This is a genomic window from Altericista sp. CCNU0014, assembly GCF_044923475.1.
GTDB lineage: Bacteria > Cyanobacteriota > Cyanobacteriia > Thermosynechococcales > Thermosynechococcaceae > JAAURS01.
Window position 1 is genome coordinate 5,521,261 of sequence record NZ_CP137338.1, and the last position, 21,046, is coordinate 5,542,306.

Below are 21,046 nucleotides of genomic sequence, written 5' to 3' on the forward strand. Positions count from 1 at the left end.
AGTTTTAACGTTATCCCAAGCTCAGACCGAGCTTGACAGCGTTATTTGCGAGTATCGGCAGATCGATCTGCGATCGTAATTCCCTTGTCTTCGAGGAGCATTTGCAATGCCTTCTGGCTGTTGCCATCGTCGATGAGTTCCAGAATCGTTTTGGTTTTTACCTCTCTTAACTTATTGCGATACAGGGAAGATAACCCGAGCAAGCAAACGCCCAGGCCCGCGAAAGTGTCGTCTAAACTGCCAATAACCGGGATGAAATCTGGAATCGCATCGATCGGCGCTAGCATGTACGCGATGCCCAAACAGGTATTAAAAAATCCCATCACATACCCTTCAATGTTTCGCGGGTCGAAGGTGGCCCAGGCTAAGCAGTACGCGCAGATAAAGACAAACAAGCGAAAGACGATATCGACATAAGAGGCGACGTGGGTGACAGTTGTGCCGAGCGCGTTCCAAAACTGCCACCACGCGGCTTTGGGGGGATATCGGGAGGCAGCGATTGATGCAACAGGTCCCTAATCCAGGGTGTGCGATCGACTAGAAACCCTAGAAACCCCAGCAGAAAATAAATCGCAGCGAATGCTAATAACAGGGCTGTGAGTGCTTTGGCACCGTCGTATTTTCTAAATTCAAATAACGTCTTTGGGAAACTCGGTAATAGTGTAAAGGTATAAGAGCCAGATTTCCCTAAATTTGGCTGAGAAGTGTCAATCGACTGAGGGGTAAACCAACAGGTCGGATCGACAACTGGAGATTTTGGCTTCGCGGATCCGATGATGTCTCCCGAAGCATTGCGGTGTATCATACTAACCCCTCGTGCGCGAGCGTTGAGTCTTAGCACTTTAGTTCAAAACTATAGAAGATGGCCTGTTGCAAACTCAAGCCATTGAAATAAAAATTGTTCGAAACGGATCTCGTTGAATTCTACAATTGTGATTGCTAATCTGCGATCGCAGATAATAGGGGAAACCTTACCCAGCCTCTGATGGTTTGCACGAAAACATGGATGTTGAAGGTTACGGTAATCTTAAGATCGTCGACTCTCCCTACAGACACTACAACTGTCAGGAAGGAAATCCTTTAGGATGTACCCTCCCGCGATCTTCAACGTCTGACGGTCCCGTTCTGAATTGTTCCATTTGTTTCTTTCCCAGCCCTTTGGCAGATAATGCAGAAATTCGGGGAAGAGATGGAATTTATCGAATTAACGAGTGGATCGGGAAGCGAGGGCTGGGCAGGTTGTATCGCGCTACTTTGCTGGGTCTAAATCAACCCGTTGCGATTAAGGAGTATTTGCTGCCCCAGCGTCATTTCAGCTTAGAGGAGACTCGACAACGACAACAATCCTTCGCGCAACTTGCCGGGATCGATCTTGCCGATGGTAGATTGCAGGACTTTCGCTTGCTGACAATGATGGAAGCGATCGCCGATATCGCTCAGGCAAGGTGCTATCTCGTTCTAGATCCAACCAGTGCCAGTCCTACCTTGAGAGAATACTTGCTAGGCGGAGTTTGCTCGGAAAATCTAGTCTATCGGTTGCTCCAGCAAGTATTGCAATCGCTGAAGTTTTTGCACGAACAGAACTTTCGTCTTTCCTCCGGTCAGATGGTGGCGGGACTGGTGCATGGAAATTTGAGTCTGGATAGCTTGTTGATTTCCTTCAAAACAATGGAACGCGAGAGTTCCCCGATCGCCCAGCCTTCAGATCTCTCGCGGGATGGCGATTTCTACATTTATCTCTGCGACTTAAGTTTGTGGGAAGGTTTATTTCTCCCCTCCGTCGTTCAATCCAGCCTGGGATCGGTCGCCGATGATTTGGTCGCGCTGGGTTCAGTCGCGCATTCCCTGCTAGCGGCAGATATCGCTAAAGAGAACCCACAACCCCTCGATCCCAGCAAGAGCCAACATTGGCCTCCCGTGGAGCCGAGGTTAAAACAATTTATCTTAAGGTTGCTGAGGGTGGAGCAACCCTTTGAGAGTGCGGATGTGGCGCTTCAGGAATTGTATCGATTTCCCCCGCCGCCCCAGAAAGTTCCCACAATGCAGGTCGAGTTGCCCCCCGAACCTGCGCCCAAAAAAAGGATCGGATTGCGGTTGCTTGTTTTGGCAGGCAGCCTCCTCGGGCTGGTTTTGTTGGGCTGGCTGGTCGGTCTTCTGATTTCTAACTTCAATGCAAAATCATCCCCCGCCAAAACGTTGCTGCTGTGCTGCTTCAAAGATGTTGCGGGCATATCGCCTGGAACCTTTACCTATGCTGCCCCGCAGAATGGAACTTGGAGTTACGTGCTGCAACAAAAAAATCTGATTCGCCAAGGTGTTACGCTCGATCGACAGCTCAAGTCTACCTTTCCTCAACTGAACTTAAAACTAGAGCCGACGACTTCCATCGAACGGGCGATCGCCAACGTGCGTTCGGGCAATGCTGCCTTTGCGATCGCTCCGTTACTGCAGCCATTGCCAGACGATTTAGAATCGCAAACCATTGCTTACGATGGAATTGCAGTCTTTGTCGCGTTTAGCTACTCCAAACGCGAGCAGAGCTTGCCGATGCTCCTCGATGGCCGTCTGACCCTAGAGCAAATCGCGCGAGTCTATTCAAGCCAGCGAGAAAGTTGGCAAGCGTTCGACGGACCCGCCCTCCGCTTGCAGCGTTACTCTCCTCAAAATAACGAAGTGCTTGAAGTCTTCAGAACGCGGATCGTCGATCGGGGGTTTGCACCCAATCCCCTTCCAGAATTTGAGATGATGCGTGCGGTGATTCGCGATTTTGAGTTGCGCGATATCGGGTCGATCGGTTTTGCAACGTTTAGCAAAGCAGTCGGCCAGTGCTCGGTGTATCCTTTAGCGCTCGGTAAAAAGGGGCAACCTCCAGTTCAGGTCTTGAAATTCAAGAATGGCAAGCCAATTTCGCCTGCGACCGATTTGTGCAGTAAAAAGGGAACCTACGCCCTGAACCCTCGGGCCTTTCAGACAGGACGCTATCCCCTCGCCTACCCGCTTGCCGTCATCTACCCCAGAGATAACGATCGCCCTTCAATTGGCGAGAAAATAGCCGAAGCGCTCAAAACCAGCGAAGGACAGCGCCTGCTTGCAGAAACAGGTCTCGTGCCGTTACCCTAACGCCGATCGAGTTGGGGGGGCTGTTCTAGGGGGGCGAGGGAATCGGGTGTTAAAGGGGGGGCGGGAGTGCGACGGGGGAGTTGAAACGTTGGCTGGGCGGTTGCTCCACCTGCGGCTGCACTGCCTGCGGCGGCCTGTTCCTTGGCAGCTTGTTGTTGCGCTTTCGCGATCTGGGCGGCGGCGGCAGCGGCGGCGGCAGCCGCAACCTTCTCGGGATTGGTCGCATTGGGATCGTAGGTTTCGATCGTAACCGAGCGGGCGACCTGTTCTCCAGCGGGGCTGATGGCTTGCAAGGTCAGCGTGTTGCTGGCGGGGGTCGGGCCCAGAATGATGGGCACGCTGCCCTGTAAGGGCACGTTTCCCGGAAAGGGGACTAGGGATAATTGGGTGCCCTGACTGGCTTTTACGTGCCAGGACAGCAGTAATTTCGGCGCTTTTGGGGGAACGATGGGAATCAGATAACTGGGTCGGGCAGGTTGGCCGTTGAGGTTGAAGGCTAAGATTTGCGTTGGCAGGGGTAAAACTTTGATAGACTCTGACTTTTTGGTAGCGATCGCCTGACCGATTTGAGGCTTTGGAACGGCGGACAGCTCGAAAGTATAGTCTCCTGGCATGTTGATGCCCGTTGCAACATTTTTACAGACGAGCTGCTCGTCGATTTTGCAAAAGGGCTGAAGGGTTGCAGGGAGTCCTCGACTGAAATCGAATCGCTTCATCGGACTGACCGTTTTACCTTCGGGATTCAGACCGATCAGGCGTAATTCTTGGAGGCGCGCTGGATGGGTGAGCTGCCAATTCAAGCGGATGCCGGGGATGGGAGCGGGCATTTTGCGCTGGCGATTCGAGGCGGGAAGCGGTCGAGCGGGAAGCGGTTTAGCAAGAGGCGGTCGAGCGGGAAGCGGGCTTTGTTCTAGATAGGCGGGTTGGGTCGCGCCAAAGGTGACGACTTGAGGCAGCGGAATGGGCGCGATCTGCACGGGACTGGTTTTACGCGTCAGAGACGCAAGGTCTTTAGCGTTCGATTGGAGGGTCATCTCAAAAATATAGGTGCCTGCTTTGCGCGCAGAGGTGCGAAAGTTCCGGCAGAGCAACAAACTTCGGCTCTGGGTACAAAAGCCTTTCAGCGGGCTCGGCAACCCCTGGCTCAAATCGTAAATATCGGGACGCGTGAGGGGTTCTCCCTCGGCAGACATCCCTTGGATGGTAATGGATTGAATCCGTTGGGGCTGGCTGATTTGCCAGCCGAGGCGAATGACATCGCCGTTTTCGGCAGCGTAAGCGCTATTCTCCGGATAGAATTCCAAAATTTTGAGGGGTGGTGGCTTTCTAAAGGCAAACCACCAGATGAGGTAGGCGATCGCCGCCAAAATCAGCAACCCCAATATCGCTAGCGACAACAGATGCCACCAGGGCCGAGGTTCCCAAACCAGAATGCCTTGGAGGTTATCGACGGGAAGCGGGTGCCGCTGCGTATCTTCTAGACCGATATTAAAGTTGAAAACCCGCCCGCCAAAGAAGGGCCGCTGCCATTTGTTGCGAGGCAGAACCTGCAAATTTACGCCGACGGTTTCCTGGGGTAAAATGCGCGCCACTGGCTGCGCCCAGGTATAGCTGCAACGATTGCCTTCCTCTTGAGACTGGGCTTGTAAGGCAATGGTTCGCGGCGTGTTTCCGGCATTGTGGAAGCGCACTTGAAATAAACCCGCCTGTCGTTCGATCCGCCCGATTAAAGTCCGCAGTTCTAATTGCAGCGTGTAAGTTGGCAAAACTTGCAAGTAGACCAAATCTATCAGCATGAGATCTGGATAATTGTCAGAGTAGACGCGCAGCGTAGGGACGTAATGGCCTGCCAGGGTATTGAGGGGCGGCGCGATCGACCACAAAATCAGCCCTCGTTCGCCCGGATTGAGGTTGAGGCTATCGGATGCTACGACCAGTCCCGATCCCTGAACGCCCTCGGGGTAGATGACGCGATACCAATCCTGGGGTAAGTCGGGGCACATCAGGCGGAATCGATCCACGCGATCGCCGCGATTCTCGACCGTGACTTGCATCTGCAAAGCCTCTCCCGGTCGCAATAGGACTGGTGCGGTAGAGCGGGTTGCGGGTTGCAGGAGAAAGGTGGGATGACTGTCCCGCACGATATCCCCTACGGTCGCGAGCACCTGGAGTTGTTGGGGAAAGCTGAGGGGCGTATCTTCGGGATAGTGCTCTTGGGCGTCCACCACCACCTGATAAGAATACAGTCCGGGAAGGGTTCCCACCGGAACCCGGAAATGGAAGATTGCTTCATTGCTTTGCCCGGACCCCAACGCTAACCGATCGCGCACTGGAGCATACCAAGATCGAACGGCTTCAGAGATCGGGTCGATCCAGATGTCGATAACGGCACTATGAGCCCCTTTATTGCTCACTGTGACGCTGAGGGTAAATACCGCCCCAGGAATGAGGCTATCTTTGCCAGCGGTATTGAAGATGACGGCTAAGGGCGAACCAGCCGTTATGGGTAAGACGATACTTTCGCCGTCCTCGGTTGCCTGAAGTACGGTGTCGTCGCGTTCGCTGCCCGCTTGGATGAGCGTAGATCCCTCGGGATTGGGTTGCCGATCGGTCATCTTTTTGCACCTCGCTCCGTTAAGGACAGGTCTGAGAAAGGGCAGGCGTTCGATAGAGGCTCACTTGATGGTCGTCTCCTCCCCGCGCGACCAAAATCTCGTTGCGAATCCGCACGATATCGACCGCGTTAATGGATTTAGAAGACCGATTCAGTTTGAGCCCTCGAGCCGATTGACCGCTGCGATCGCCCCTGGGGTTCAGCGGCCACAGCATCGTCGCCCCGCCCTCCGAGCCGCTGGCTAAATAGCACCCATCCGCGCTGAGGGCAACGGAATGGACCGCTTTGGGTTCGGCTGTCCATCGATCGAGCAGCTCGCAGTTTGCGGCGGCGCTCAAGCAAGGCTGCAAGTTCCACATCTGAATCAGTCCTCGATTGTTAGCGGTGGCGAGCAGCGTCCGCTTGCGATCCGCCGTGGCAATACCGAGCACGTAATCCGCTTGACTCCCCCAAGCGGTAGAAATATCTCGAAGTTTGTTGGTTTTGAGATCCAACAGCGCAATGCGGTCGCGCCCGCCCGCAATGGCTAAGGCTTCTTCTTGCAAGCCGACTAGGGCGATCGCGTATACGGGAAACCCCACCGCTACTTTGCGCGCGACGGTCGGCGGGGCATTCAACCCTTGCGACGATTCTTGAGGTTCTAAATTCCACTGCACCACCGTACCGCTCCCATGGCCGCTAAACAAAGACCGGGAGTCTTGGGTATACGCCAAATCCAACACGCGATCGTCCTTTTGGAAAAAGAAGGTTTGCAGCGGTTTTGCATTCCCCGGCAGGGCGTTCCAGAGTTGAATTTCACCATTTTCCAGACCTGCCGCAACGCGATCGTTGTTGACCGGGCGATACCGCACCACCCGCACCGAGCGATCGCCTGTTTTCCCAATCTTGCCCATGTTTTGGTTCAAGAAGGGATTGAAAAATCCATCTGCATACCAAGCCAGAATTGACTTATCGCTCGAACCGCTGATCAGATTTTCGCCAATGCCATTCAACCTCACTGAATTGACGACATCCCGGTGTCCCCAAAACGGACTGTTTGGGTTCAGCCAAGAGAGCCACCACAGCAACCACAGGCATGCCAGCCCCCCTAGCCCTTGCATCCAGAGCGGGAAGAGGGGATGAATGCGCAACTTAACGGACTGGGTTTCATTTTGGATGGGGAGCGCGGGATCTGAAAGCACCGATGCTTTGACTTCAACCCTGCATTTCTGAGTCAAACCAAACCAGTGACGTCGTTTGCCGACTACCAGATCGAGTTGAGCGGTTGTGCCCATCTCAATCTCTATCTCAGAAGGTTCGAGGTGCGCGTTACATTTAGGCCCCTCCGCATCTTCGAAGATGCGGGCGGTCGCGAGTTGATTCAAATTCCCCTGGTTTGCAAATAGGAGGGGATAGCGGGCTGTATTTGCCGTCCAATGCGGCCACCACCTTCGGTTTTCGGGAATTTGCCGCTCGTTAGAGGTGCAACTGAAGTCAATCCATCCCGTTGGCATCACCAGTACTACCCCATTGGCAGTACTCACCTTGCCACCCTCCTGAATTGCTTCAATGACAAAGGGGTAAATCTCGCTAGGGGATTGAGGCGGCGGTGGGATCTGACAGAGAAAATGGGTTTGCGCGCGATCGCCGGGTCGGATTTTCAATCTGCGCTCGGTCCCCTCGGGCAGCCAGCCGGGAGCCAGTCCGTTGCAGCGCAGCACCGTCTCGACGGGCGACTGTCCCAGATTGGTCGCCACGACCGGAATTTCAATGGATTCGGACGAGCGCGCGTTGAAAGAGCGGCTTCCGAGTTCGAGTTTGAGGGGAATGGCATCTTTCGCCGGGACCAGCTTCAGGCGGAGGATTTCCCGTTCCTCGTGGCGCAATTCTAGGGAGTAGATCTGCACGAAAAGATTCATAACCCCCACAAAACCGGGCTTGGGGGTATCGAGGATCCAAATCGAAAAAGAGGCAAAATCTCCCGGCGGGGTTTTGGTGCTGACGTCTGGAGAAAGATGATACCAGCGATCTCCCGCTGAGGCTTCAACCCCTGCTGCCAGGACTTTGACCCCGAAGGCGGCAAATCGATCGCTGGTATTGATAACCTTCACGTCAAAGGAGACTGCCGGGCCTCCCGGCTGAAATTGCAAATCTTTTTTGGAAACTTGAGTTTTAATCTGAAGCTTTTCCATGTTGTTTTTCCAGACTCATTACATTCCCAAAAGCGTTTTCAAGCGTTTGCGGCTCCAGATCAGAAAATTCTGCGGTAGGGCTGCATCTTCTCCGGGCAAGCCCATACTCTGAAGCTCCGACTTCGAGGTTTCCAGTGCGGCTTGACGTTCTCGAACCTTGCGGTCAATTTGCGAGGCCAGCTCGGGATAGCGTTCGCAGAGCGTTTGAAATCCCGCAACGTCTGTAACGAACAAAATGGTCGGATCTAAGGTTCTAACGCTTGCCGTCCGGGGGCTCTTTAACAAGAGTGCGATTTCACCAAAAAAGCTGCCCGCAGCAAGGGTGCTCAAGGATAAGTTGTATTGGTCTAAGTAGACTTCTACGCGTCCGGCCAGCACGATATAAAATCGATTTTCCTGCTCGTTTTCGCGACAAATGACTTCTCGGGCCGCCAATCGCTGTTCTTGGCCGAGGGCAACTAAGGCTTGCAGTTCGTCGGGGTTCAATCCCTTAAAAAACGGTAGGTCGCGCATCAGCTCGGCAAGGTTTAGGTGGACTTGCTCGGCTTGCAAGCGCAAGTGTTGCGATCGCTGCAATAACTCTCGCAAGCTGGAAGCGCCGCTCAGGCGGTTGGCCGTTTCGATGCGCTTGAGTCGGTCTGTTTCGTCGGTGAGTTCTCGAACGCGAGTATTGAGGGCTTGCTCGCGCTCGTGCACGACCGCAAACATCTCTTGAAAAACCCCGACCAACTGCCCGATCTCATCCGAACGTCTCATCAAAGGCGTCAGACTCGCTGCATCGAATTCGCTGTTGCCGATTTGCTGGGCCGCATTGCTGAGGGCTAAAAGGGGGCGGACCAACCAGCGGGTTGCCAGTAACCCGACCAAAACGCTGACGCCAAAAGCACTCAGGCCCAAAAGAATGCTCTGATGGGTAGTGGCCTCCAGACCTTGAGTAAAATCTTTCTGCGGTACGACTGTAATGACCCGCCAATCCAGCCCAAATTCGTTGTTGTACCGCGCAATTTGAGCGAGCTGCAACTCTCCCTCCAACGGAAACTTCAGCAACATCTCGGGGGGGATTTTCGCGAATTCTGGATAGCTTGTCTCGAGCTGTCGCACGGTTTCGCGAATCAACGGATCCTGGGAGCGGATTGCGGGAATGAGCTGAACCTCTTCTCCCGCGTCTTTGAATAAAGTCTCTCGAGTGGAGGTGGCAACCAGCTCCCCGGCGCGATTGATGATAAAGGTTTTCCCAGACTTTCCGACCTTCAGGGTTTGCAGAAACTGACTGATGTTAGATGGCAAAAATTGCACCGACAAAACGCCCAGCAATTTTCTAGAATTCTGGGTGTAGATCGGTTGAACCAGAGAAATTTGCAGCAGCTTTGGATTGGAAAATTTTGAGAACGGTTTAGTCCAACTCAAGCGGTTGGTTTCGACGGCCTTGCGATACCAGGGGCGCTGACGCGCGTCGTAGTTGGGCGTCGTCAGGATCGTCCGACCTCGCTTTCCAGTCTTATCCGTTGCATAGTAAACCTTGGCAAACCGAGTGGAGGAATCTGCGATCGCAATGGCCAAAGACCGATCTTCTAAGCGCACTGCCGAGCGCACCGCACCCGTCTGCGCAAACCCAAACTCAATCCCATCAATTTTATCGAGCAGGCGCATTTCAGCTAAAAACTGACGGCTCAATCCATCCAAGTTTTGGACGTCAAGCTCTCCCAAACGAATGGCATTTGCATTCAGTTGGCTCACCAGCACGGGGGTTTCCAGGTAATCCTTCAGCCGTTCTTTAATCTGTTCGTTCAAGGTCCGACTGTTGAGACTAGACAGCTCGTCCACGGTCCGACGCCCATTGGAGACTGCCATCCATCCCGTCAGCCCCACATAGGTCAACAGCGGGACCAAAATCATGAGCGGAACGGTTGTGCGGATAGAAAGCGCGGCCATAACCTTGAAATCCAGGGCGTAATTCCACTTTGGAGAAGCGATCGACAGGCGAGCGGTGCTTAAACTGCCGTCTGAGCGGAGCTGGGGGCATCGTTTTGCTGTAACTGCGTCAGGTAATGCCGACGCCAGGCAAAATGCAACAGATTAATGCCCAGTTCCTGGGCGGCACGAATGGTTTCCCGAGAGGTCGAAAAGGGTGCTTCAATGCCCCAGGCTTGGGAGATCGAACCAATGGAGAAGACGATTCCGCCCCACCCTTGGAGGTGAATGGGACACCTTTCAATGGCTGGAAGCCGATCGAACAAAAAGGGTTCGTTGCGCAAGGGATGCGCGCTCGGCAGGGGCGTCTCGTTGGGCATTCCCATGCGTTGAGCCATGACTTGAATGGGCCGACACAGATCGTAAATTTGCTGCTGGATGAGGGTTTCCATCGCCGCGCGTTCGTCTTTGAGTTCCTGACCGATGTCTGTAAACTCGGGCTTGGGAGAGAGGTTGGCGATCGCCGCATCCAATTGGACTTTCACGGTGCTAAAGTCGGCAATTTTGGCTTCCTGCGCCGAAATTTCAACAAGGGCTGCGGCGCCTGTCGCCAGATATTGTTGCAAGAGGTCTTGTTGCGCGGGCATCAAGGAGAGGCATTGCGAATACGTCAAATACAGCAGATCGGGGGCGAGGGAGCGGAGTTGTTCTAGGTGGACGGGGACGAGGGCGACGCCCTCCATGGAGGGATACAGCGCTGAAAGCGATCTGAACAGCGCTGAAAATCGAGCGCCAATGATTTGGGTGCGTTCTGGGGCCACGCCTTGGGCCAATAGCGCCACCTTGATGTCGAGAGGGGAACGGGGTCGAGCGGTGGGGCGATCGCGCAGGTCCAGCTGATTGACGCCGGGAGCTAGGACGTTAAGGGCCGTCTCGAGCTTGACTTCGCCCGGTTGTAGCAAAATCCGACAGAGTTCGACTTGGGTTCCCTGGGGAGGCGTTGCGGTTTCCTCAAGGCGGAAGGTTTCGGCCACTAACTCGCGATTGCTTTGCCCTTGCAGTCCATCCGGGTCCACGTAGCGAATGGAGAGGTAGACGAACTGCAACCCCTGCTCCGGCGGTGCTGAAGCAATCCGAAAGGTCATGGGCTCCGGGACGATAATGGGATTGCCATTCCCATCGATCGCGAGTCCGGGTTGGATTTGGAGCCAGCGTCGATCGCGATATTCATCCGCGACCTCAGGGGGAGGTGCGATCGCGCAAACCCCCAAGCCCCAGACAATTCCACCTCGATTGAGGGCCTGGTAATGAACGTTCTGCCGTTGCCGATGGTAGGTGTGGGCCTGTCGCCAGCGGTCAGCCGTAATGAGCAGGCCATCGTTGACCTGGAGTCGTTGGAATGGCTCAAGCGATTGCGGCGGGAAGAGCGGGGACATTGGGAAGACTCCGGGGTTCAATATAAAGCTCGTAAATACAAAATGCAGGTTTCTCTTGCGTAATGACTTGCCGTACTAGTTCCTCGTCAATGGGATGGTCGAGATCTGGACGCAAGCGGACGATGAAATGAAAGGGTTTACCGCCACCTAAAATGGCATCTTCTCCCAGTCGGGCTTCGCCCAAAATGGCCCCCCGACAGAAGGATTCGGTAATGCCGATATGCTTATCCGATTCTTGGGCAAGATGCTCGTCTAGGGGCAACCCAGTGGCCAGATGCAAATAAAATCGCAACCCGCGACGGGTTCCCCGCCAGCGATAGATTTCCAGAGCGCTGCGAATCAGGTAGCGTTGTTGCTCTACATCTAGGCGATCCTGGAGCGGCCAGCCCACCCAGTGGGCCAGAAAGGGCAGGAGCGATCGCGGGGCTGTGAGCGGATCTAGAAAGGCCCAGAGATTGTCTAGGGTTTGCACCGCAGGCTCAAAACTTTGCTCGAAAATCTGGAGAAAGCGCCCTACAAAATCGGTTTCGCGATAGATCGCGGGCAGAAAATCCAGGTACAAACTATGGGCGCGTACGTAAAGATGGAAAGAAGCAGGCTCGAGGTGTTGCCATCCCGTGTCCGGTTGTCTTAAATGGGCCTGGAGCGTTCCTTGATAGTTCACTTTCAACGCACTACCCGGATAGATCGCCTGAGCATTTTCAAAGAAGTCAGCTGCAATTTGGAAATAGAGAACCGCCTCCATCTGCTGACCGGGGAAAATTTCATTTCCTTCCATCCCAATCTGACACCAGGGATTGGGGAAATCCCCATCCACTTGCAGGTTAATGAGGAGACGACGGGAGCTTAAGTTTTTAATCTGAACCACCATCTCGCTGGGTTCGCCAGGACGGAGGAGCAAACTCCGACGAGAAGGGATGGCGGTTAACTCGCGGGTGTCTCCCCAAGAGGCAGAACCAGTTCCCAATTCCTCTGGCAAGGCTTCTGGCACTTGCATGGGTGTGAGTTGCAGGCTAATGGTTTGGCGAGATTGAGATTGGGTCATTGTACTGGTTCTGGAAACTTGCGCTACTGACGGATCCCCCTAAATCCCCCTTAAAAAGGGGGACTTTGAGTCGCACTTCCCCTTAAAAGAAGACTTTGACTTGTTCCCCCCTTTTTAAGGGGGGCTAGGGGGGATCTTCCTGGGGAGCCATAAACAAATGCATTAGGGATAACTCCATAAAAACAATGCTTCTACCGAATCAAACTAGCGAATCAAGCTAATGGCATGGCCGGAGCGCAACAGGCGATCGGCCCAAGAACAAATGAGTCCCCAAGGCGACGGCTGTACGATTCCCCCCGGTGCCAGCGATCGCTGCCATTGCCCGTCTTCTTGACGGAGCTCGAACAAAAGAACAGATCCCAAATGGCGCACCCCTGGCATTTTTTGAAGCAGGCTCACGATGTCGGAGGTATATACGGGACTGCCAAAGGGCCATCCTTGGCCCTCCACTCCCCCCGTTAAGGGATTCAGGAAGCGATACAGGGCCACCTGAAGTTGCGATAGGAGAATCTGTTGCGCTTGCGGATTGCTATACTCTGGTGCTAGTCCCACTTCTGCTTGCACGAAAACCCCGACATAGTCCGGTTCTTGCAGTTGAACTTGTACCCCTAACAACCGCCGCTCGTCCAAATAGGCCAGAATTTGCTCCCGTAACGGTTGCGCGAGCCTGAATTGACTGGGATCGAGTCCTTCTCCTCGCTCGATTTGCTCTGTATTGGCCTGGGGAACCACCAGCAAGTTCACCGTTCCCGGCGTTGAGGAAAGGGTGGGTTTCAGGCAATGCACCCTTGCAACGGCCCCTCTCCCTGCTTGCAGGGTTAAGGTTTCAAAATCCTCAGGCGTGACTGCGCGATCGCGGGTTCTCAGTATCCGAGGAATCCGAATGACTGCGTTTTCTAGGGATTCTGCATCCGCTCCATTGAGAGCAGATTTGTGATTGACGACCCGATCCACATAGGGGACGGCTGTTTTAGGGATGCGGAGGGTACCGCGCTGAACGTTGCCCTTGAGGCCGCCTCCCGTGCGATAAGCGGTCATGCGAATCTGCGCGCCTCGAGCTGGAACCGCGCCGTACTGTTGCTCCATCAGTTGCTGGACGATAGAGCGGTCTGCAACCTGAAGCGGGCTGTGGGTTCCGGTTTGAATGCGCGATCGCCACTGGACTCGATCGCGGAGTTCGGCAGGTTCGCGAACGAGCGGCCCAAACTGGATCTGTCCGGTCGTGGAATCCAGCGTGTAATGCCGATCTTGAGCTGTGGAATCGGCAAAATCGCTGACTTCTTGCCAAACCTCCGGCAATCCGCCGGGGGGGATTGCAATAATGTGTTCGTCGGGATTGCGCGGCAAAATGGACGTACTTTGCAACTGAAAGGTCTGTCCCGGCGTGCCGTCGCTGTTCCCCAACAGTTCGTCTTGAATGCGCGTGCATTGGTCGGCGGGGACCGTCCCCCCAATCGATCGGACTGAGACGCCCACCAATTGCGGCGATCGACTGTAGCCCGCTTGCGTGTCTTCCGGTGGGACGTAAATGCAGCGCAACCACCGACCCCGGTAGGTTGAAAAGTGAGCCGCGCTCCATTGCAGCGGCAAATGCAAGACAATATCCGCTTCTTCTAAACGATTCAGCGCGTTCTGCCCCGTATTGCTAAAGCTAAACCCTCGCGTGCCGTCGTCCGATTCCGCCAAAAGCACGGGTTGCCAAGCCAGACCGTCCCAAGCTTCCCAGCGACGGGGCGGAAAATCCGGGTTGATGCCAGTGGAAGTGGCCGCTTCGCCGCGCAATTTAAGGGCCAAAACGTTTCCGGCAATCTCCTGTTCTGGTTCGAATACGAAATAAAAACAGTTGCCGGGTTGCGGGTGCTCGTTAAAAATAAATTGCTCCTGTCCTTGCCAACTGCCGTCTGGTTGTTGAGACCAGAGGTTCGAGAGTCGATCGCGCAGAACTTGCGGCACTAGGTCAGCCGTTTCTGCGGTCAGAAAATGAGAAATCCGAGGGATTCCAATCCTGAGGGGTTCCCTCGTACTAAATACGATCGCCTCTTCATTCTCCATCCGCACCGTCGCGACCTCTGTCCCGGTCGGAATCTCATAGGTGCTCGGCAAATCGGCACTGAGATAAAACGTCAATTCCGTATGGGCTGGAGTTGCAGCCTGCAACCGAATGCCCAACATCTCCAGAAATACGATGAAATTGCGTCGAGGTACTTGGTTAAACCGGACCAACATTTGATCGGTCAACCAAGCAAACAGTTCCACTAACGTAATTCCAGGATCGCCGGGGTTGTAGTTCGTCCATTCCGGGCAATAGCGCGGAATGCGCAGAACGCACTCGTCTACTAAATCCTGGAAAGTGCGATCGTCCAGGTTGGATTTTGGAAGTTTTGGCAGAAAATCGAACTCCATGAGTCCATCCCTTTCACAAACTAGCGATCTGGAAGTAAATAGAACGGATAAACGAGGCTGCGGCTATCGTGGCTGTCCTTAGGGCGATAATCCACCACGATATCGACACATCCTTGGCCCGGATCGGGTTCGGTGCGGACGTCCTCCAAAACAATACGAGGTTCCCATTGCGTCAATGCCTCTTGGACGTGAAGGCGCAGCAGTAAAAGCGTTTGCGCGTTCATCGGAGCAAATACCAATTCCGACAATCTCGATCCAAAATCGGGACGATAAACCCGCTCCCCTAACTGAGTGCGGAGAACGATCTGAATCGATTCTTCAATATTTAAAATCGTTTCGCTTAGCTGTACCCTTCCTTGCACGTTCACCCGCAACGGAAAAGCCAAGCCTCGACCTAGATGCGATTCCATAGCGTTTTGGCTTAACAATACCGATATATAGTTACGATCGGAACGCGAGCTCTTAATAATTCCTTACTAAAAGATCTCAAATTCCTGGAATCTCTGAGACCTCGCACTTTAACTCCTCTACCGCAAAGCCAGTGGCCTTCTGCCACTCCTCTAAAGTGAACTGATAACCGTACTCTTGCGCCATCTGGACAAAGTGCTCCAAATCGCGAGCAGCAGAAAGCTTATCGCGCAGACCGGGAATCGATTGCGCCCCTCTGAACAGCCTGGCCACTTCTTGTTGAGCCATATTGTGCTTCTCCCTTTTGTTTGCAAGCAAGATCGACCTCTGGAATTTAGCAAACCTAAAGGCTTGCTGATTCCTACCTTTATGGTTTCAGCCTAGATACGCAAGTAGACATTCATAAATGTTCACTTCTTGCTCGTCCCATTTGTAAAAAAACATCAAGTACTATCTATTTTCTAAACGAAAGCGATCGATTGGCTTAAAGGTAGCAATTCTTGACAAAGACTTTGTTAAGTTTTTTCCCATTGCCTCGATTGTATGAATGAATTATGAGAGAAATATGGTTTCATGAAATTAGGTGCTAAATTTTTTTTGGGGGGCTATGAGCGCTGGCTTAAAATTTTTGTACTGTCTGGCTTAGAGAAGCTACAAGCTATACTCTAAATTGATTTCATCTATGACGGCTGTGACAAATTTGACTCTAGACCTTAGCGTCTAGAGTACTTCTGAGTATTTATTTTGTTTAAGTATGGTGTCTCTTGAGTATCTGTATAGCTCGAGAAACTTTGTCTTGTCAATTAATGTAGAAAGATTCTAGATCGTATTTTTTGCTTGTTTGGTGAAAGATAAAAATTTAGAATATACATTCTCTCTGGCTGGAGTTTTTTAGCAAAGTTTCTTCTGCATTTTTTTATTGGTGGAATCTTGTTTGGCATTCTGTTTGAGTCTTGCTTTCTTCATTTGAGGATGATGGGTTATGGCTTTAGACTACTTTGCTCCTGGGGTTTACGTTGAAGAGGTCGATCGCGGGAGTCGCCCAATTGAAGGTATTAGTTTGAGTGTGGCCGGGTTTATCGGTTTCACGGAAGATGTCCGGGGCGATGCCGATCTGTTTAAGCCGATTTTAGTGACGAACTGGAATCAATATCAGGAGTACTTTGCCAAGCCAGGATCGGATGGTTTTACCGATTTCAATGCCTATCTTCCTTTTGCCGTCCAGGGTTGGTTTTTAAATGGTGGCGGGCGCTGTTGGGTCACCAGTATTGGCACCAAGCTTCCTGGCGCAACGCCTCCTGCTCCAGAAGAAACTGCAAGTAAAGCGTTGACACCGGGGGGCAAGCCCGTCCTGGCTTTCAATCTCAGGTTGCCCGAAGCCGATGGAGCTGCCGCCGCCCTTCCAGCCAGTACCGGGCGCTTGACCGTCAGCATCCTAGAAAGCGAACCCAAACCCCTGCCAGAAGACGCTCCAGAGGATGCAGAGCCACCCCTCAATACGGGAGAGTATTTTACTGTCGTGGTGAGAAATGGCTCTCAGGAACTAGAGCGCTACGAGCACCTCACCATGAATCCACAGGCAGAGACGGCAGTGGCGGACTATGTAGTAACTGCCCTAGAAGCTTCTGAGTATATTTCTATTGCCGATATTTCCCAGAGCGGTCAACCTCTTTCTCGCCGTCCGGCCAACGGGCTGTACGAAGTCGCACCCCCTCCCTACATCGGTCGCCCCGAACATCTCGCGCGGGACGTTCAAGGACAGCGCAACGACAAAACAGGACTTCAGGGCATGTTTGAAGTCGATGAAGCGGCGATGATTGCCTGTCCAGACCTCATGCGGGTGTACGAAGAAGGGCTAATGGACTTGGATCAAGTGCATGGCGTGATGGAAATGATGGTAAGTCTTTGCGAAAATTCATTTCCTGGCCCTGCCTATCGCATGGCTGTGTTGGATCCACCTCCGGTGAAACCCGGTAAAAATGAAAATCGGGCGGTTCCGGCTGAGCAGCAGAAGCCGCAAGATGTGGCAACTTGGTTGAGTATGTTCAATCGGCGATCGATGTTTGGAGCGCTGTACTATCCCTGGATCAAAGTTGCTAACCCGCGCAATGGCGGTCGCCCGATTTTGGTGCCGCCCTGCGGGCACATGATGGGGTTGTGGTGCCGCACCGATCAATCCCGTGGGGTCTTCAAAGCGCCCGCAAACGATACGCCCAGGGGTGTCATTGGTTTGGCTTACGAAACCAACATGCGCGAACAGGAATTATTGAATCCGTTGGGAATCAACTGCATTCGCAATTTTGCCAATTACAATCGCGGTTTCAAGGTTTGGGGCGCGCGCACTTTGGTCGAACCGGACAACATTCAATGGCGTTATATCAGCGTTCGCCGCTTGATCAGCTATATCGAAAAATCGATTGAGATTGGGACGCAGTGGGTCGTTTTTGAACCCAACGATGCGGATTTGTGGGCGCGGGTGAGCCGCACCGTGAGCAACTTCCTGGAACGACTGTGGCGAGAGGGCGCGCTCTTTGGCGGTTCTCCGGCAGAATCGTTTTACGTCAAGTGCGATGGCGAACTGAATACCCACGAAACGATGATGCTGGGTCGCTTGTACGTTGAGGTTGGAGTTTGTCCCGTGCGTCCGGCTGAATTCGTGATCTTCCGAATCAGTCAATGGGCACCGAACCAGTAGTTTTTAGTCCTGAGGAGAGGATGTTATGCCTGCCGATTTAGCAAAACCCATTGCTCCGAGTAGTTTTTACTTGGAAGTGGCGGATGTTGTCAAAGATGAGCAGTCTATTTTTAAAAGCGTGTCGATTCCGCAGTATTCGCCTAAAGTTCAAGGCGGACAACAGGCGATCGGAACGACGAAGGGCGGGAAAACGATTTGGCAAGTTAATGCTGCTGGGTTTGAAGGTTTATTCAAAATCGATTGCGTCTGTATTGCCAGCGGCGATAGCAGCAGTACCAGCAAACTGATGTACGACTGGTTTAAGAAGTGTTTGCCGACCTCTAATGGGGGTGAGGGGAAATGGGCTGGCAACAAAAAATCAGGAAGTATCACTGCCTACGACACGGATGGGAAAGAGGTTGCCAAATGGGAGTTTGCGGAAGCTTGGCCTTCGAAATATAAATGTGCCGATCTGGATGTAACTGCGGACAGCTATATCGAGGAGACGTTTACCATTACGTGCGAAAAATTTAATCGCACGGTGTAAGTCATTCAATTCAAGCAGGCTGATTCAAGCAATTTTCATGAGAGTTTCATGGGAGGATGAAGTGGTTCAGTATCTAACCAATTCCAGTTTTTACTTTGAGATTGACGGGGTGACGGGTTTGGCGCTCAAGAGTAGTTCTGGCCCTGAAATTGAAATGGAGGTCGCGGGCGGAGATACGGCGATCGGGGTGACGAAGGATGCTAAAACTCAAACCCAGGCGACGATCGGCGGAGTGAAGTATAACAGTACTATTTCTTTGAAATACGTAGCCGGAAATGAGGGGGATCAAAAGAAACTTTACGACTGGTATAACGACTGTCACCGCGATACGTTTTCGGGTGGGTCGTCTAAGGCAATGGACAGCCGCAAGACGGGTTCGCTAGTCGTTTACGATCCCAATGGGGCAGAGGCGATGCGCTTTAATTTCACGGATCTGTTTCCAGGTTCGGCCACGCAAATTAGCAGTTTGTCGGTGGACAGTGCTGGGCAGCTCGCCGAAGATACGCTCGAACTCTACTTTACGAAGGTGACGCGAGAGAAGTGAGGACGTTTGACTGTGGTAGATTTCCCTGAAATTCTCACGACTTCGCGCTTCTATCTGGAGCTGAAGCTGGATGGAAGCAAGGATTCCGTAGATGGTTTTTTTAAGGGATGTAGTGGATTTCAGGTCGATCGGGAGGTCATTGAAATCTGCGAGGTGACGCCTCAACTCTGGGGGAAGCAGGGTCAAACGCCCGGTCGAATGGTGCGGACTAAAATTCCGGGGTATACGACTTGTTCTAATTTGACCCTGCGGCGAGGGTTGACGATTTCCATGACGTTATGGAATTGGTTGCTCAAAGTTCAAGAGGGAAACTGGTCGAGTCAGCGGCGCGATGGGGCTTTGGTGGTTTACAACCAGTCGGCCCAAGAACAATTTCGCTTTGAGTTTCAGCGGGCTTGGCCGATGAGTTACAAGATTTCCGATCTGGATGTAACGACGGGGGAACATAATATTGAAGAAATAGAGATGGCGGTCGAACATCTAAAGCGCGTTGAGGTGAAAGCCCAGTTATGAAACTCACGAATAATCTAGGGCTAGGACCGCCTAAAAGCAATCCGGTTTCTCAACCCCCTGCCCCACCGCCCGCTCGGTCCTTTTCAGGGGAACGGGGAAGTTCTGAAATTCAGACGGAATTCGAATTCACCCTGCCTAAGGGCTACGTGGATGAGGATGGAACGGTGCATCGTAAGGGGGTGATGCGGCTATCGCGGGCGATCGATGAAATTGTACCCTTGCGCGATCCTCGCGTGAAATCGAACCCAGCTTATGCAACGGTCATTATTCTGTCGCGGGTCATGACGCGGTTGGGCGCTTTGGACGATATTACGCCCGTGGTGATTGAAGAATTGTTTGCCTGCGATCTCAATTACCTGCAACAGTTCTATCGCAAAATTAACGATCTGGAGACAGAGGTAGAGCCTTTGCAAAAATCCGAAACAAGAGGCACTTAACGGGATGATGGTTACGGAATTTGACTTCGTACTGCCGCGCGGATTGCTGGGGATTGACGGTCGACTCCATCGAGAGGGTACCATGCGGCTTGCAACAGCTAGGGACGAGATTTTGTTGTCTAAAGACGATAGAGCGCGGGAGAATGAAGCCTATGGTGAATTGATTTTGTTCTCTCGGGTGATTACGCGTTTGGGCGATTTGACGGAGATCGTACCGGAGCTGCTGGAGAATTTATTTACGTTGGATCTGAGTTATTTGCGGGAATTTTACAACCGGATCAATCAACAGGGGACCGCTAAAATTCCGGTGAATTGTCCGGTATGCAAGAGCCAATTTACAGCTGAGCTGGCTTTGTCGGGGGAACTGTAGGCTACCCTCCCGAACAACTCTATGGAGAGGTAGCCTGTATTGCATCGGAGTTCCATTGGTCGCTGGAGGAGATTTTGCATTTGGACCACGGCGATCGCCGTCGATGGGTTCAAGAAATTGATAAGCTTCGTCGCTCGCGCTCGTGACATAGAGAGATCGTACCCATGCCTTTCCTTCCCCTCGATCGAACGGTTGCCCCGGAGGTGTTGCAGAAAATTCTGCACGACCCAATGCTGCTGCAACAGCTGGGCGATCGCGTCTACGAACTGTTGCAAGAAGATTTGCGCCAGCAAGCCGAGCGCCGTCGCGGCTGTGGGAGGCACCTCTGATGCCTGCAAATAACGGGGTTAAGCTTTACGGATCGAACTATATTACGGCCAATCGCTTTTATGTCGGGATTGAAAGCAGCATTTCGGCATCGTTTACGGAATGTCAGGGATTGGGCGTAAAGATCAAGTACGAAACCTACGCGGAGGGCGGCGCGAACGACCAGCAACGGATCTTTTTAGGACAACCGGAGTTTTCGGACGTCACCCTGCGGCGCGGCATGACCGACGACCTCGTGTTTTGGAATTGGGCCAGCCAAGTGATGAAGCCCAACGCTCAAAAAGCGGTGGAGCGCAGGAATGTCAATATTTCCTTGTTCGATCAGGCTGGGGAGACGATGCAGTGTTGGACTTTAATTGGCGCGGTGCCGGTGGGGTGGAGCGCGCCGACCTTTGCCGCAGATTCGACATCAGTGGCGATCGAGGAGCTGACGTTGATCTATGAGGGGCTGAAGGTTGCAAAGACGGGTAGCGCGTCGGCAACGGTTCTGCAGGGGCGTCAAAATGGGTATTTCGGTAGTAGTTAA

Annotated in this window: 18 protein-coding genes and 1 pseudogene; 10 read left to right on the forward strand and 9 right to left on the reverse strand. The window is 53.0% G+C overall.

Annotated features, from left to right (window positions below):
* Positions 1–41: 41 nt before the first annotated feature.
* Complete coding sequence (locus tag R6H26_RS26330; protein ID WP_404786850.1) at positions 42–395, reverse strand: YkvA family protein; 354 nt, start codon at positions 393–395, stop codon at positions 42–44.
* Positions 396–1,002: 607 nt separating this feature from the next.
* On the opposite strand from R6H26_RS26330, the gene R6H26_RS26335 reads away from it, so the two are divergent.
* The gene (locus R6H26_RS26335) at positions 1,003–3,120 is read left to right on the forward strand and encodes a hypothetical protein (RefSeq protein WP_404786852.1); all 2,118 of its coding nucleotides are present in this window, start codon (positions 1,003–1,005) and stop codon (positions 3,118–3,120) included.
* Here the strand turns inward: R6H26_RS26335 and R6H26_RS26340 are convergent.
* The 8 genes from R6H26_RS26340 to R6H26_RS26375 all read right to left on the reverse strand — a co-directional run bounded on the left by R6H26_RS26340 (position 3,117) and on the right by R6H26_RS26375 (position 15,396).
* Positions 3,117–5,735 (reverse strand): hypothetical protein, encoded by a 2,619-nt coding sequence (locus R6H26_RS26340; RefSeq protein ID WP_404786854.1) that lies wholly within the window; start codon positions 5,733–5,735, stop codon positions 3,117–3,119. The two genes, R6H26_RS26335 and R6H26_RS26340, sit on opposite strands and share 4 nt — an antisense overlap.
* Before the next feature lie 19 nt (positions 5,736–5,754).
* Positions 5,755–7,905, reverse strand: a complete 2,151-nt coding sequence (locus tag R6H26_RS26345; RefSeq protein WP_404786856.1) for a hypothetical protein — start codon at positions 7,903–7,905, stop codon at positions 5,755–5,757.
* Between the two features lie 18 nt (positions 7,906–7,923).
* Positions 7,924–9,837, reverse strand: coding sequence for a cache domain-containing protein (locus R6H26_RS26350; RefSeq protein WP_404786858.1), 1,914 nt, complete (start codon positions 9,835–9,837; stop codon positions 7,924–7,926).
* Between the two features lie 59 nt (positions 9,838–9,896).
* Complete coding sequence (locus R6H26_RS26355) at positions 9,897–11,252, reverse strand: hypothetical protein (protein WP_404786860.1); 1,356 nt, start codon at positions 11,250–11,252, stop codon at positions 9,897–9,899.
* Complete coding sequence (locus tag R6H26_RS26360) at positions 11,221–12,297, reverse strand: phage tail protein (protein WP_404786862.1); 1,077 nt, start codon at positions 12,295–12,297, stop codon at positions 11,221–11,223. Before R6H26_RS26360 ends, R6H26_RS26355 begins: the two co-directional genes overlap by 32 nt.
* Before the next feature lie 204 nt (positions 12,298–12,501).
* Positions 12,502–14,700 carry a putative baseplate assembly protein gene (locus tag R6H26_RS26365; protein WP_404786863.1) on the reverse strand — a complete coding sequence of 733 codons (2,199 nt, stop codon included), beginning with the start codon at positions 14,698–14,700 and terminating at the stop codon, positions 12,502–12,504.
* Between the two features lie 20 nt (positions 14,701–14,720).
* Complete coding sequence (locus R6H26_RS26370) at positions 14,721–15,110, reverse strand: GPW/gp25 family protein (RefSeq protein WP_404786865.1); 390 nt, start codon at positions 15,108–15,110, stop codon at positions 14,721–14,723.
* A 76-nt stretch (positions 15,111–15,186) separates the two neighbouring features.
* Entirely contained in the window at positions 15,187–15,396 is a 210-nt protein-coding gene (locus R6H26_RS26375; protein ID WP_404786866.1) for a Nif11-like leader peptide family natural product precursor, read from the reverse strand.
* A gap of 694 nt (positions 15,397–16,090) precedes the next feature.
* Here R6H26_RS26375 and R6H26_RS26380 point away from each other — a divergent pair.
* From R6H26_RS26380 to R6H26_RS26420, 9 genes and pseudogenes are all read left to right on the forward strand, one after another.
* The gene (locus R6H26_RS26380; protein ID WP_404786868.1) at positions 16,091–17,803 is read left to right on the forward strand and encodes a phage tail sheath family protein; all 1,713 of its coding nucleotides are present in this window, start codon (positions 16,091–16,093) and stop codon (positions 17,801–17,803) included.
* A gap of 25 nt (positions 17,804–17,828) precedes the next feature.
* Positions 17,829–18,329, forward strand: a complete 501-nt coding sequence (locus R6H26_RS26385) for a phage tail protein (protein WP_404786869.1) — start codon at positions 17,829–17,831, stop codon at positions 18,327–18,329.
* Between the two features lie 37 nt (positions 18,330–18,366).
* Complete coding sequence (locus R6H26_RS26390; RefSeq protein WP_404786871.1) at positions 18,367–18,873, forward strand: phage tail protein; 507 nt, start codon at positions 18,367–18,369, stop codon at positions 18,871–18,873.
* Between the two features lie 12 nt (positions 18,874–18,885).
* Complete coding sequence (locus R6H26_RS26395) at positions 18,886–19,386, forward strand: phage tail protein (protein ID WP_404786873.1); 501 nt, start codon at positions 18,886–18,888, stop codon at positions 19,384–19,386.
* The gene (locus R6H26_RS26400; protein WP_404786875.1) at positions 19,383–19,823 is read left to right on the forward strand and encodes a hypothetical protein; all 441 of its coding nucleotides are present in this window, start codon (positions 19,383–19,385) and stop codon (positions 19,821–19,823) included. Before R6H26_RS26395 ends, R6H26_RS26400 begins: the two co-directional genes overlap by 4 nt.
* Before the next feature lie 4 nt (positions 19,824–19,827).
* Positions 19,828–20,193 carry a phage tail assembly protein gene (locus R6H26_RS26405; RefSeq protein WP_404786877.1) on the forward strand — a complete coding sequence of 122 codons (366 nt, stop codon included), beginning with the start codon at positions 19,828–19,830 and terminating at the stop codon, positions 20,191–20,193.
* Positions 20,194–20,207: 14 nt separating this feature from the next.
* Positions 20,208–20,339 (forward strand): annotated as a pseudogene (locus tag R6H26_RS26410) (DUF6760 family protein); the annotation flags it as partial.
* Positions 20,340–20,357: 18 nt separating this feature from the next.
* Positions 20,358–20,522 (forward strand): hypothetical protein, encoded by a 165-nt coding sequence (locus R6H26_RS26415; protein WP_404786878.1) that lies wholly within the window; start codon positions 20,358–20,360, stop codon positions 20,520–20,522.
* Positions 20,522–21,046 carry a phage tail protein gene (locus R6H26_RS26420; protein WP_404786880.1) on the forward strand — a complete coding sequence of 175 codons (525 nt, stop codon included), beginning with the start codon at positions 20,522–20,524 and terminating at the stop codon, positions 21,044–21,046. The genes R6H26_RS26415 and R6H26_RS26420 overlap by 1 nt, the downstream gene beginning before the upstream one ends.